The following is a 13664-nucleotide window of genomic DNA, read 5'->3' as shown; positions in this document are numbered from 1 at the left end:
TTCAAGAGGGATAGGCTATACTCAAAGCGTCATGAATGTTACTCAAGAACATGAGCTATAGCTTGGACTGACGAGAGCGGATTGTCTCCTACATCAAGCAAGGTGGCAAAATCAGTGAAGCGACTCAAATCTTTCAGGTCAGTCGCGCCACCATCCATCGCTGGCTGAAGCGAGAGGACTTAGCGCCCACGGTTGTCCCCCGTCATCCTTGGAAACTGGATTGGGCGGCCTTAGCAGCGGATGTTGCTACCCATCCCGATGACCGTTTAATCGACCGTGCCCAGCGATCGAGTGGAGTCTGAGTATGGGTGGTCAGCGCGAGGCCAACGAATTGATGGAGAGCGAGCGGGGAAGCGTCAGAAAAGAGAGAGTTGAGTCGCAGGACGGTATAGATACCAGAAAGACTTCATCGCCCCAATGCTGTTTTGCGGATACTTGAATGCGGTAGGGTTTGTGAGCTGGCTGAGTCAGTACTGTTTGCCGGCGTTAAAGAGACCGTCGTTGTTGATGATGGATAATGCACCGATTCATCCAAAAGGGGCGATTCAGGCAGTGGTGAAAGCGGCGGGTCACGCGGTGTTATTTTTACCGAAATACTCTCCTGATTTGAATGTGATTGAGCACGACTTCAGTGCGTTGAAGCGAGCGCGGATGTATGCAGGGTCAAACAGTTCGATTGATGAGGTGATTCGCAAGTATTGTGCTGGATGATGTCTCATTCTTTATTGGAATAGCTATATCCTGAATCTCACCGGGCGTCTTCGCTACTTCCGCGCGCCATCGCCCGAAGCCTCCGTGCGCGTTCACAGCTTCGCACCACTCTGCAAGATACTGACGCTTCGCCTCGTCCTGCTCCGTATCCTGACCCTTTGTTTCTAGAATCAGATGATCACCGTTCTTCAGCCGCACCAGGAAATCAGGCCGATACTTGCGCACCACACCATGATAAACGTAGAGCACTTCGAAGCCTAGGTGGTCATTCTTGACCCAGGCAGCCACCGCGTCACTGCTGTCGAGCGCGAAGGCGTCGGACGCTTCCCATGTGCTGTCGTAGACGCAGACGTTGATATGGGATTTCTCCGTGCGCTCGCAGGGCTTGCCCGTGTACCAAGTGCGCATCTCGCCTGTGGAGCGGATAGGATGATCGCGGTCGAAGACCGGCTCCAGCCGCCCGGTGGTTTCCTGCCGCACCGCCTCCCATATATGCTGCACCACCCGCGACAGGTTCAGCGTGATGATCAGCCGTCGGCGCAATTCGTCCTGCTCGAAAACAAGCGGCGAGATCACAATCCGGTCGGAGCGGATGAACTGCTCGACGATACGCACGAGCTGAGCCAACAACACCTCGCGGCTGCCCCGCCAAGTGCGCTTCATCTGGTCGAACACGTCCCGCGCGGTCTCGAAAATGATGCGTTGGGTGCGGAATTTCCCCGCCAGCCGCTCCAACTTGATGCGGTTGATCCGGGTGACGTCTGGCTTGCCTTCGAGGATCGGCGCCAGCTCGGCGACCTTCGCTGTCTGCGCCGCGTCCAGTTCCAATGGTCGCACCTTCGACCAGTCCAAGGTCAGCGTCGGTTGAAAGACGCGCTCGATGCGCACCACATTCGGCCAGCGGATCTCGAGCTGTGCCTTGGTCGGGTCTGGCTCAACGGCGGTCTTGGGCGTGGGCGGCGGTGGCGGGTCGTTCTCGCCGCCTTCGTGGGGCAAGAAGGTGAAGGGCACGCCGAAGATGTTGACGTATTCCGGCTCGAACAGCCCCGTTTCCGGGTCGACTTCGTACGAAGTGCGCCGCAAGCCGCGACCGACTACCTGCTCGCACAGCAGCTGCGACGTGAACGCCCGCAGTCCCATGATGTGCGTCACCGTCTTGGCGTCCCAGCCTTCGGAGAGCATGCCGACGGAGATGACGTTTTGGATTCTCTCGCCCGGCTGTCCCACCTTGCCCACCGTGTCCACCATCTGGCGCAAGCGCTCGGCCTGCTCTGCCTTGCTCAGCCTGCGCTCAATGGGGGCGTTATCCGAATCCGTCTCGTCTTCCTCGGTCTCCCTCTCCCCCTGAGAGAGGGCCGGGGCGAGGGCTTCTTCTTGCTTCTCCGCCTCATCGAGCACCTTCGAGTCGATATGCAGGATGCGCTCTGGGTCGCACAGTTCATCGATGTGGATGCGCCGCGAATCGAAGGCGTGCTTCACGCGCGCCGCGGTCTCGGTGCGGTTGCAGACGGTGATCATCACCGGCGGAACGGGCACTCCGGCTGTCTTCCATGCCTTCCACGTCTCGCACCAATCGTAGCCTAAAAGGTAGTAGGCGTTCAGCACTAGGTCGGGCAGCGGCTCCTCCGGCTGCGCCTTGCAGTTTAAGTCGTTCTTCACGTCCGGGTAGTTGTAGATGTGGTAAAGGTGCGACTTGTAGGTTTTAGCGTCGGGGACAGCATCGTCGCGCACCACCACGCGCGGGGTCTTGACTAGGCCAGACTCGATGGCGTCATTCAAGCCGAAGTCGCTAACGATCCAGTCGAAGAGCGCCTCTTCGCTGCTCTTTTTGCCCGAAGGCGTGAAGGGAGTAGCGGAAAAATCATAGCACCTGAGGATGCCCCGCGAGCGGTGCAGGCGATCCAGCCCACCGATCCACACCGTGGCCTCCGCGGCGCTATCCTTGAGATCCCGCTGCCGCAAATACTTTCCTTCCGCCTCCCAGTTCACACGCTAGGCGTGGTGAGCCTCGTCGTTGATGACCAGAAGGTTGCGCGCATTGGCCATCTCGCCCAGCACCTCGCGGGTATAGGCCTCGTCGCTTTTGACCCCGCGTTTGTCCACAGACTTGCGTTTCTTGATCTGTTCTTCGCTCTCCCAGGCGAGGGCGTGCCAGTTGCGCACCAGCACTTTGCCTTGGCGCAATTTCTCGAGCAAGGACGAGGGCTTCGTAGTAATTGCCGTCCGCGGCGGGGTAAAGCACTTCCAGACGCTTTTTGACCGTCAGCCCCGGGGCGATGACCAGCACGTTTTTGGAGAAACGGGCATCCTGCGGGTTGGCCACCTTGTTCAGGACCTGCCAGGCGATGACCAAGGCCATGACGATGGTCTTGCCCGAACCGGTGGCCATCTTGCAGCATTGGCGGATGTACTCGCCGCCATCGCCGAGGATTTCGATACCGATCCGCTCAGCGGGGGCGGCCTCGGTCAGCCAGATGAGCGTCTCCACCGCCTCCAGCTGGCAGAAGAAGAAGCGCCGCCGGTCAAAGTTTTCGGGGTCGGTCCAATGTTCCAGCAGCCGCCTGGTGATGCTGGTGACGCCCGGATAGCCCGCCTCGCGCTAGGCCTTGACGCGCGGGCGGATCTGGTTGACCAGCGGAATCTCGACGAAGATGCCCGGGTCATCGAAGGCTTTTGAGTCGGGCGTCGCCACCACGTACCCCGCCGGACGACGGCCTTCCACCAATTCGAAAGTGCGCGTCTCGCGGTCGTAACGCCAGTGCCGCTGCGGCTCCTCGTAGGGCGAGTTGATGATCAGGCGGTCAATGGTGGTGCTGGGCATCAATTTTCCTCTCTATTTTCATTCTTATTAGCAAACTCCATGATCTTATTGCAAAGCTTCTCGAGAGAATCCGATTTCTTGCCAGCATCCCAAGCTATCTGGAGTCTCGATGCAATGTGCAACGCGTTCTTCTGTAGATTCCCGGCAAACCCGTATTTAGCATCTGCCTCAGATCGAAACTCATCCCAGTTCTCTTTTCCAATCTCTTGCTCAACCACCTGCCCGATGTCTGAGGACCACATGACTACAGCGGCTCCCCAGAACGTACTGGTCGGGAACGGCTCAGGATCAGATACACCGCATAACTTGAGGATTGCGCTGTTGTTTCTGCGGCGTTGCTCCCTGCTTCCGTTTTTGTCCGGCTTGTCGCCGTCCGAATCCAGTACCGCGAGAGTCGGGATCTGCAGGCACCTGGCTACCGCGAGAGGTTGAAGCATCCGACTTTTTCCACCGGTGGGGACAATGTGACAGCCGAGTCGTCTGAACTCATCCCACCGGTTGAGCAAGTGAAGGTAGGTGGTCAAATATGCAGTATCCTCTAGCCCCTCGACGAATACGATCCTAGACGCGAAGAATATTTCGCTGAGCTGAGGCTGGAGTGCTTGATGGATCTTTGCCAACTGCTCGCTCGGTTCGACAGGTTGCTGGCCTTTCACAGCCGCAATTTGATTTGCCACCTCTTGATGGGTGGTCCTAGTAATAGACGAAGCACCATTGACCTTGCGGACCATCCGGACACTCTCGAATCTCTCACCTGATATGAAGTATGGACTGTGGGTTGTAACCAAGATTTGAGAGTTCTGTTCGCTCAGCTTCACGAGCACGTTATAAAGATGCCTTGCTTGTGGGGGATGCTGATAGAGCTCCGGCTCCTCACAGGCGAGAATCAGCCGTGGATCTGCGTCGTCTCTGTCAGAGAGTTCTTGGAGCAGTGCGAGAATAAACGAACGTTGAAGCCCGTGCCCGAAACGTGTAAGCTCCCCTTCAAACCCTGCCTCACCGAGAATGGCCTGAGCAAAAGGCTCATCAACACGTACCGCCTTTTCGGGGTCCTGGTACCATTGCACTCGAAGCGTTGCGTCTTGATGCGCCCACTGCACAAGCCGATTTCGCAGAGCTGTAGATATTTCGGTTAGCTGTGCCTGACTATCGGCAAGGAGTTGTCTGTACTTCTCCTGCATTTCCTTGCGGATGGGATCAAATGACTCGTTGAGGTTGACTTTGGACCGAACCGTGCGGCTCAAAAGCTTCCCTAGGGCTGTGTCCTTAGACTCTTTCTGCTCGCTAGCCGCTTCCTTCACTGCGGGCACGTACACCCACTGGATGTATTTCTCGAGAAGGTTTTTACCCTTTGATACACCATAGAACTCGTCCGCACTAGGGAGTTCTTCGCACAATTCCGGGTGCTTTTCTTCATACTCACGAAGTGCTTGGACCATTGCATCCTTTGTGCCAGGATGCGGAAGATCAGGGTACTTCTCTCGCACCCTGGTGTATATATCCTTCAGCTCAGCAACCTTTTTCCCAGCTTTTTCGGCTTCAAAAAACAGCGCGAAATCCTTGATAACCATCCGGCGACCGTACTGCTTTACTTCGGCTGTGTTTGCAACAGGATCAAATTGTGCCTCAACTGAGACAACCAATTGATCATGGCGCACATAATGCTGGAGTTCATTCTTAGCTTCCTCTGAGAAGTCTGTAAAAGTGATCGTTATCTCGATAGGATCCGTTGTGTTTTTGGCATGGAAATCCTCCTCACTGAGCGAACGCGTGTTGAGACCGGGTATCCCTGATTCACCAAAGAAGACGTTGAGGGCATGCAGGACACTTGACTTCCCTGAGCCGTTGGCTCCGACGAAGCACGTGTAGTCATCAAGTTCGATAGTCTGTTCCTTTATCGAGCGGAAGTTTCGAATGCGGACGGATTTGATCTTCATGTGTCAATCTCCATAATCTTCAAACTCTCGATCGGCTGGCCGATGAGCCAGAACGATTCGTTGCTGGCGCGCTTTTTCTTGAGGTCGTCGGTGAGCAGATCGGCGTTCATCTGCACCTTCAGAAACTGCATACCCGCGAGTTTCGGCTTCATCTCGTCAATATCCTTGGCGGCTTCCGGGTCGAACTGGAAGGCGGCGAAGACGATGAGCTTCGGCCTGGGCACCAGCGTATGCGCTTCTTCGATGGCCTGGGCCACCTGCCGCTGCTCCAGCGGTGCGTGCTCGGAACCAAAGGAGACCACCACGCGCATCGGGCTGTCGGCCGGGCCGGGCTCGCGCACCGAATCGGCACCTTCGTCGCTGGGGCGCGTCTCGCCGTCGGCGTGCAAAAAGCGGCAGCCGGGCAGCGGCTCTAGGCGCGCGAAGCGGATGTACTGCCCCGCCTTGCCGCGGATGCCGGCGCGCAGCAGTTCGTCGCGCCATTCGGCTTGGCGCAGCGTCTCGCCCGAGCGGGCGATGGATGTGTCGGCTGGTTGGGATCTGGCTTCGAGAATCTCCTCCGGCGACTTGACCGCCGGCGCGGGCACGGCCTCCACCGTGAACGGGCCAGTGACGCGCACCTTCTTGCGGTCCACGAAGGGCTGGTCGTAAAGGGTTTCCTGCGGCACGTGGCGGGCGATGGCTTCATCCATGGCTTTTTGCATGGCGCGGCGGGCGGCGTGAAATTCGTCAAAGGGCTTGCGGGCCGCTTCCGGCCAGTCGGCAGGGAACACAAAGGGCACCTCCCACTCCACCAGCTCATTGACCTTGACCACCTGGCCGGCGGGCATGGTGAAGGTGGCGCTGTCCGGCGCGGCAAAGTCCACGAATTGCCCGGCCCGGATGCCTTGCGTGACCTTGAAACGGGGATAGCCCTCACCCCCGGCCCACCTGCCCCCGTCAGGGGGTCTCCCAGCGGGAGAGGGGAGACGCAGCGCGGCGTTGAGGTCCGCCAGCGCCTGTTCGATGGCTGGGTGCATGCGGGCGTAGATGCCGTCGATCTCTGGGTTGTTGGCGATGGACTTGAGTGTCACATGCGGCACGGTCTTGTACTTGAAGCCGCTGCCCACCCCCTCTTCGGGATGCGCCAGCTCGTAGTAGTCGAAGACCGCGGTCATCAGGCGCTGGCGGGCGAGGGTGAGCGCCACGCGCGAGGTGTCGCAGGTGATCCAGCGCCGGCCCCACTGCTCGGCCACATAGGCCGTCGTGCCGCTGCCGCAGTTGTGTACGGCGCAGACTTCCGTTATAAACGAGTGAGCGTCCTCTACTTCTAAATCGTAAACCTCTTCCTCGGACAAGTCTCTAACCACCTCCACAACGCGCACGGGAACGCGGTCGGGACCGTGGAACAGGATGTCTCCCTCTTGTATCTGCTCTGCCTCCATCCACTGGGCATACTCTGGCGAAAGTTGCTCTTTACACGCCTGTTCAATAGCAGTGCAAACCCCTTCGAGATTATGCTCTACTTCTGCGGCGGGAACACGCAGCACTTTTAGATTCAGCGCGTGCATGAACTCATCGCGAACACGGTCATGTTCCATGGCGGCCGGAGTGCCATGAGCCATGGCGCCGTCCACTTCTACCACTAAGGCAGCTTCACGGCAATAGAAATCGGCGATATAGGGGCCAATAGGGTGCTGACGTCTGAAGGTAAAGCCCAACCCATTGCCTCGCAAGACTTTCCAAAGTTTCCGTTCAGGCGGAGTCATTTCCTTGCGGAGTATTTTGCTTCTGCCGCGCAGCGCTTTGGGAATACCTGACCAGTCGGAATGTCCACCCAGGCTGTGCGGTCGTCTGTGGGCCAACACCCTGTGATCGGGCGTAAGCCATAGGGTTTGCCCGCTAAGGTCGTGCCGGATGCCGATCATCACGCCGCGATACATTCGCCGTATCGTGCGCACGACGCGATGGGGCAAGCCGTCATGCGCCAGCAGGTAGTCGCCGGGGTGGATGTCTTCGATGGCGATGAGGGTAGCCCCCCTGTCATCCCCCCGCACGCGGGGGGATAGGGCTTCTCCCTCCCCACGTGTAGGGAGGGCCGGGGAGGAGCCGCAAACCCACACCCTCGTCCCCTTCCGCACACAGGTCGGGTCGAACACCAGGTCGCCAAGGTCGGTGGTCAGCGGCAGTATCATTCCAAAGGTTGTCAATCTGCTGGAGAGGAAAATCATCAAAGCATTGCTTGTATCTTGGAATGTTGCCGGTGTCGTATAGTCTGCAAGCGGTAATAAGGCGTTGCATTCCCTCCCTATGTGTGCGCCAGCTTTTCCTCTGTGCCGATATGATCCTTCCTGAGAACTCAAAGTCATAGGTGCAAGACTCGGTGTAACCAGAAGACTTGAGGTCACCCAAAGCCAGCCTCTTTGATCCTTCAATTTGGTCAAGCTCGGTTGACAATGCACGAATTGGTTTTACCTCTCCACTCGGCAACTCTACGAATCCAAACCAGGATTCATCAAGACTCTTCTCCGTGTAAAGCTGCCTATATTTCACGCCCTCCCTGTTTTTCGCATACCAAATTAATGATATCGTGAACTCTCGGTAATTCTCCAAACCCAAGAGGCGATGTTTTGCGGAAAGATATTTGTCTTACAAAAATTCCCCGCCCCGAACACCTCATCCATCAACTCCCGCACGTGGTGCACGTTCTCGTCACTGATCTGCACGAAGATGCTGCCGCTCTCGGTGAGCAGTTCCCGCGCCAGAAGCAGCCGGTCGCGAAGATACGTGAGGTAGGAGTGGATGCCCAGCTCCCAAGTATCGCGGAAGGCGCGGATCTGCTCCGGCTCGCTAGTTAAGTCCTCGTCCTTGCCGTCCTTCACGTCGCGCTTGTTGACGAAGGGCTGGAAGTTGGAGCCGTACTTGATGCCGTAGGGCGGGTCAATGTAGATCATCTGCACCTTGCCGGCCATGCCCTCCTTTTCCAGCAGCGAGTTCATCACCAGCAGCGAATCGCCGGCGATCAGGCGGTTGCTCCAGTCGTGCTTGTGTTGGTAGAACTCGACGACCTTGTGCAAGGGTTCTTGGCGCTCGACCTCGAACAACCCCAGTTGCACCGGTTCCTGTTGCCCATTTTTCTTGCGCACCGCCTCGATAATTGTGCGCGGGTCAATGCGCTCGTGCACGTGCAGCGACACCGTGGGCACTTCGAAGGAGGTATGCTCGGCTTTGCCCGCCCAGACCAGTTGCGGGTCGAGGTGCGGGTCGTAGGCGTAGCGCTTTTTCTGCTGTCCGGTGTCGGGGTCGGTTTCGGGCGTGACCAGCCCAACGGGCGGGTTGTTGACGCGCGCTTTGTCCCGATACTCGTAGGGTGCGATCGGACGCTTGGTCTCGGTCTTCTTTTTTCGGGCCATCAAGTCCTGTCTGCAGATTGGTGGTTTTGAAAGCTAAACAGTAATTAAACTGCAATAGTAGATACGTATGCAAGGACTTAATTTGTAACGATAAACAGCATAGAGACCCCATACTTAACCTGCTATCTAAGCAAAATACCCAAACAGAACAATGGCCTGAGTATCGAAAGTGAGTGCGCTTTTACCTGCATTTCTGCAACAAGTATGAGTCGGATTCTGGCAGCCTGCACTAGCTTCCAAGAGACAGACGGTGAAATAACAGGCTGAAGCCCAGCAGTCGATTGGTTATTACAGACCCCTCCTCTCGCCATTTAGTCAACCAAGGGGAAAAGCCCACTCCGAAACCATGGAATCTGTCACTGCTGATGAGAAATCAGGTGCTCCCATTACGGAAGTAATACCAATTAAACTATCTTTCAACGTTTCTGCGATGAAAGTTAATCAGGAAACAGTTTTTGCAAAGCCTCCTCTAGGGTAGGTGCCATCACAATCCGCTGGTTATCCATAACAATGACCCGTGCCAAGGTGGGCAGTTGATTTTGATCGGCTTCGAGGTAAATGGGTTCGACGTAGAGGAGCGATCGCTCGATGGGGATAATCAGAAGATTTCCCTGCACCGATCTTGACCCTTGGCGATTCCAGAGGGAAATTTGCTGTGAAATCATTGGGTCTTGATTGATCCGCGCCTCCATTTGTTCAGGGCCAAAGACCAGTTCTTGCTTGGGAAAGACGTACAGCAGGAGCTTGCCATAGTTTTGACCATCGGAGCGAGCCGCTAGCCAACCAATGAGGTTGGGGCGATTCACGGGCGTAAAGGGGACAAGCAGAATAAACTCCTCGGTGTAGCCAATGGGCAGCTTGGTAATGAGATAGTAAGGGGCAACGGCTTGGGGTTTTTCGCGGTAAATCTCCTTGGGAATTTGCCAGAGGTCTTCGCGGTTGTAAAAGACCACGGGATCCGTCATGTGGTATTTCAGGAGTTGTTCCGACTGCACCTGCATCAAATCAATGGGATAGCGAATGTGGCGGTAGAGGCGGTGGGGCATGGCACTCAGGGGATGAAAGAGGGTTGGAAAAACCCGCTGCCACGTGCGAATTATGACATCGTCGGGTTCCACCACATAAAACGTGACATCGCCGTTATAGGCATCCACCACCACTTTGACAGAGTTGCGAATGTAGTTAAAGGAGTGCTCGCCGGGATCGCCATAGGGATAGTAGCGACTGACGGTATAGGCATCAATAATCCAGTAGAGATAGCTCACCCCTGTGGCGCTAGGACTGGCGGCAATGTCCTGTTCAGAGCGTGGATCGGCGACCACAAGGTAGGGTTCACTGTCAAAACGTAAAAAGGGGGCGATCGCCCGCACCCGCTCTTGAATTAAGCGGCGAAAAAGCACCCGTGAGTCCGGTCGTAAATTGGGGGTCAACAGCAGTTGCCAGTCACCAAAATAGACACCGTAGACCAAGCGCCGCCACCAACTGGCAATGGGAACCCCCCCCGTACCGTCGTAGTGGTTATAGACATTTTCGGCGCCACGGGGAAAATCCAGCTCTGGAACCGCCGAAGGGGCAAAGACATAGGTATGGGTGAGTTCACCGTAGTAGATCCGGGGGTAGAAAAAGGGAATGCTTTCACGGATTTGCGGCGGATCGACCAGTAGCTCACCCGTATCGCCAATATCGCGGACAAAGTATTTGGGCAGACCATTGGCTTCGGCGGTATTCACGGGACTCATGGTGAAGCCATAGCCGTGGGTAAAGACCAAGTGCTCGTTAATCCAAGTACGGGCAAAGCGCTGAACCGCACTGTAGTCCACTTCGCGAGCGGCAATGAGGACTTGGCGAATTTCTGATTGGTCTTGCTCAGGGGATAGTTTGAGATAGTAGCGATCCAAAAAGGCCGCTGGAAACCGATAGTAGGAGCGCAGTTGTTGCAGTTGCCGGTTCGTTTCTAAAAGGGGGCGGGTATCCCAAAGGCGGATATTGCGGGTGGTGGCGGCGTTGGCAGCAATGATCTCGGCGTTGAGGTTATTTTCCGGCTGAAAGGGTTCGACCCGCATTTTTTCAAGGTTAAAGCCTTCGCGGGTGTGGGTAATGGTGCGTTGAATGTAGGGGAGTTCCCGTTGCAGTTGATTGGGTTGAACAATGGCCGCTTCAATGGCTGTGGGCAGGAGCCAATCGGCAATCAGGATGACCACCAAATAGCCCAATGTAAAGCCAAAGAGGCCGGGGGCGATCGGTCCTAGCCGCCGCTGCCCTTCGCCGCCCCGTCGAATCGCTGACCAAGCCAGTAAACAGGCGACGCCAAAAGCCGAGGCTGAAAGCCAACCATAGAGGGGTAAGCGTACAGTGACGTCGGTATAGCCGGCGCCAAAGGCAGCCCCATTGGTCGAATAAAGAAGTTTGTAGCGTTCTAGCCAGAAGCTAAAGGCCACTGTGGCAAAGACAAAGGCACTTAAGCCCTGTAAATGCCGCCGTTGCGATCGCACGAAGCCGAGGAATTTGCCATGACTGAGACTTTCATTGGCAAGGAGATAACCCAAGGCCGTTCCCCCTAAGCCGACAACACTGAGGTTCACCAGCCATAGGCGCAACAGTTCCCACAGGGGGATTTCAAACAGGTAAAAGCTAATGGAATGGCGAAATAGCGGTTCCGTATGGGGATCACTGGCGGCAAACAGTCCCTTGAGCACCACTGACCAGCTGAGGCTGGCGATCGCCCCCATCGCGAGGCTTAAGAGCATGCCCAATCCTTGAAAGAGGCGCACAGGCAACCACAGCCCCAGTAGCAATGCTGCCAAACTCGGCACTAATAGCCAAGGATTCTGCACCACTTGCAGTGATAGCTCTGCCACCCGCCAGACACTCAATTGCGGCAGCAGAGGGCTGTTAAAGGTGATTTCTGAACGCTGTTGCCACAGTTGCAGCGCGATCGCCCCAATGTGATAAGTAGCAACAATTAGCAGCCAAGTCAAACCGCTAGCACACAACAAAAGCCGCCACAGCCCCAGCCCCCGATAGGTACTCTGGGCGGTCAGGGTGGGATCGAGGGTTACGGTGCGTTGCCGCAGGAGCCAGCGTTGCTGCCAGCCATAGAACAGTGCCGATACCCCCGCAACCGCCAGAAACAGTAAAGCTTGGACACTCCAGCGCTGCCAGACCACCGCCAAATAGCCCAGTTGATCAAACCAGAGACTTTCGGCAATCAAGCGGCACAGCCCCACCCCAAGGGCGATCGCCAGCACGAGGCCAGAGAGCCAGCGCAACCAACGGGGCATAAACTGTATAGCGGAGAGCGACGGCATCAACCTCGAAAAATCGTTAAAACTACGGTACAGTGCAGCTAGATGCTTTCCTAAGGCCAGTTTAGCGATTTAGCCATGTTCTTGCGCTCACTACTTGTTGCCCTTTTGAGTTTGATTCTGTTTCTGGGTTCATCAGCCCCCACTTGGGCCCTCGGGGGTGAATTGCCGCCCCTCAATGCCCCAGCACCCAACTTTTCCCTTCCCAGCAGTGTCGATGGTCAGCCGATTTCCCTGAAGGACTATCGCGGCAAGTGGGTGGTGCTGTACTTCTACCCCAAGGACTTTACTGCTGGCTGTACCCTCGAAGCCCAACGCTTTCAGCGGGATATTGAGCAATTTCATGCCCACAATGCTGAAGTCATTGGCGTCAGTGCCGACTCCGTGGACTCCCACGAAGATTTCTGTGACAGTGAAGGCTTGACCTTTCCCCTCCTCTCTGACCCCGATGGCCGCGTCAGCAAGGCCTATGGCTCTTGGTTGGGGTTTGTCTCGCTGCGCCACAGTTTCATCATCGATCCTGAGGGGATATTGCGCGAGCGGTTTGTCAAAGTGAATCCCGCGATCCACAGTCAGGAAGTACTGGCTCGCCTAGAGGAACTGCAACAGCAAGTTTAGGCCTCTATTGCTGTGGCGGGGGTTCAGGGGTTGCTGGAGATTCATTTTGCACCTGCTGCGCTGCCTGCTGAATGGCATCTTTATATTTGGCGGGTGCAAGTTCCACGGCTTTGGCATACAGAGGCGCAGCTTCTGTCTTTTTCCCCTGTTCCGTCAGTGCCATCGCTTGGGCAAGCACCGGGCGAAAATCGTTGGGGTTTTCTTTGCCCAGATTTTGGAAGAGGGTCAGCGCCTCATCGTAGCGTTTTTGCGCCATATAGACATCGCCAAGGAGAAGTTGTACCGCCGTGACATCGACGCTCCCTGGTTGGACTTTGTTGGCTTGCTCTGCCCCTTTGAGGGTCTCTTCAATCAAACCAATAGCCGCTTGGGGACGATTTTCCTTGAGGTAGAGATCCACAAGCCCCCGCAGGGCATTGAGGTTCCCCGGAGATTTAGCAAGAACCCCCTGAAAGGTTTGGGCAGCCCCCTCGCGATCGCCCGTTTGCTGCTGTGCCTGTCCCAGCAGAATCGCATAATCGGTTTGTTCCGGTCGCTGCGCCGCCAAGCGCCGCAGGGGGTCAATAACACTGGCCATTTCCCCTTTGCCCAGTTGAATTAGTTGCAGCCGAGCCAGCAGCAAGCCTTCTAAAGCTGTGGCATTGTTGGGTTCACGCTCCAGCACCAGTTGGTAGCCTTTTTCTTGGGCTTGCAGTTCAGCAACTTTGTCAGTGGCGGCAGGACTGGTCACGGGGCTTGGCGTGGGTTGCGCTGGGCTAAAGGCACTGCTGAGCAGGGGCATCACCGAAATGGCGATGAAGGGAATCATCCCCAACACCAACACTAAAAGAGTGATCCATTTCTTGCGCATTCTGCCTCCTGCCCAACGTTTGCCTTGCCA

At 56.3% G+C, this 13664-nt stretch carries 5 protein-coding genes and 4 pseudogenes; 2 read left to right on the top strand and 7 right to left on the bottom strand.

Annotated elements, in window-relative coordinates; all coding sequences use genetic code 11:
• The first annotated feature begins 80 nt into the window (after positions 1-80).
• Positions 81-711 (top strand): annotated as a pseudogene (locus tag M0644_RS08480) (transposase).
• Here M0644_RS08480 and M0644_RS08475 read toward each other — a convergent pair.
• From M0644_RS08475 to M0644_RS08440, 6 genes and pseudogenes are all read right to left on the bottom strand, one after another.
• Positions 664-3532, bottom strand: a pseudogene (locus tag M0644_RS08475) (BPTD_3080 family restriction endonuclease). The pseudogenes M0644_RS08480 and M0644_RS08475 sit on opposite strands and share 48 nt — an antisense overlap.
• Positions 3532-5469, bottom strand: coding sequence for an ATP-dependent endonuclease (locus M0644_RS08455; protein WP_286625323.1), 1938 nt, complete (start codon positions 5467-5469; stop codon positions 3532-3534). Before M0644_RS08455 ends, M0644_RS08475 begins: the two are co-directional and overlap by 1 nt.
• A pseudogene (locus M0644_RS08450) lies at positions 5466-6728 on the bottom strand (site-specific DNA-methyltransferase); the annotation flags it as partial. The gene M0644_RS08455 and the pseudogene M0644_RS08450, both read right to left, overlap by 4 nt.
• Before the next feature lie 27 nt (positions 6729-6755).
• A pseudogene (locus M0644_RS13135) lies at positions 6756-7217 on the bottom strand (endonuclease domain-containing protein); the annotation flags it as partial.
• Between the two features lie 810 nt (positions 7218-8027).
• A complete protein-coding gene (locus M0644_RS08445) occupies positions 8028-8861 on the bottom strand; it encodes a DNA methyltransferase (protein ID WP_286625321.1) in 834 nt (277 codons plus the stop codon).
• 437 nt (positions 8862-9298) lie between these two features.
• Positions 9299-12142: a UPF0182 family protein gene (locus M0644_RS08440; protein ID WP_286625320.1), complete on the bottom strand. Its 2844-nt coding sequence runs from the start codon at positions 12140-12142 to the stop codon at positions 9299-9301.
• Positions 12143-12244: 102 nt separating this feature from the next.
• On the opposite strand from M0644_RS08440, the gene M0644_RS08435 reads away from it, so the two are divergent.
• Positions 12245-12784: a peroxiredoxin gene (locus M0644_RS08435; protein ID WP_286625319.1), complete on the top strand. Its 540-nt coding sequence runs from the start codon at positions 12245-12247 to the stop codon at positions 12782-12784.
• Between the two features lie 4 nt (positions 12785-12788).
• Here the strand turns inward: M0644_RS08435 and M0644_RS08430 are convergent, their stop codons facing one another.
• Positions 12789-13634, bottom strand: coding sequence for a lipopolysaccharide assembly protein LapB (locus tag M0644_RS08430; RefSeq protein ID WP_286625318.1), 846 nt, complete (start codon positions 13632-13634; stop codon positions 12789-12791).
• Positions 13635-13664: the final 30 nt, after the last annotated feature.

The sequence above is a fragment of the Thermosynechococcus sp. B1 genome, assembly GCF_030322985.1.
GTDB lineage: Bacteria > Cyanobacteriota > Cyanobacteriia > Thermosynechococcales > Thermosynechococcaceae > Thermosynechococcus.
Note: the sequence above shows the minus strand (reverse complement) of the source record. Positions and strands in the feature narration are given on the sequence as shown.

Coding starts and splice junctions, on each gene's coding strand:
- M0644_RS08445 (WP_286625321.1), bottom strand. CDS start 8,861: ATGGCCCGAAAAAAGAAGACCGAGACCAAGCGTCCGATCGCACCCTAC.
- M0644_RS08430 (WP_286625318.1), bottom strand. CDS start 13,634: ATGCGCAAGAAATGGATCACTCTTTTAGTGTTGGTGTTGGGGATGATT.
- M0644_RS08455 (WP_286625323.1), bottom strand. CDS start 5,469: ATGAAGATCAAATCCGTCCGCATTCGAAACTTCCGCTCGATAAAGGAA.
- M0644_RS08440 (WP_286625320.1), bottom strand. CDS start 12,142: ATGCCCCGTTGGTTGCGCTGGCTCTCTGGCCTCGTGCTGGCGATCGCC.
- M0644_RS08435 (WP_286625319.1), top strand. CDS start 12,245: ATGTTCTTGCGCTCACTACTTGTTGCCCTTTTGAGTTTGATTCTGTTT.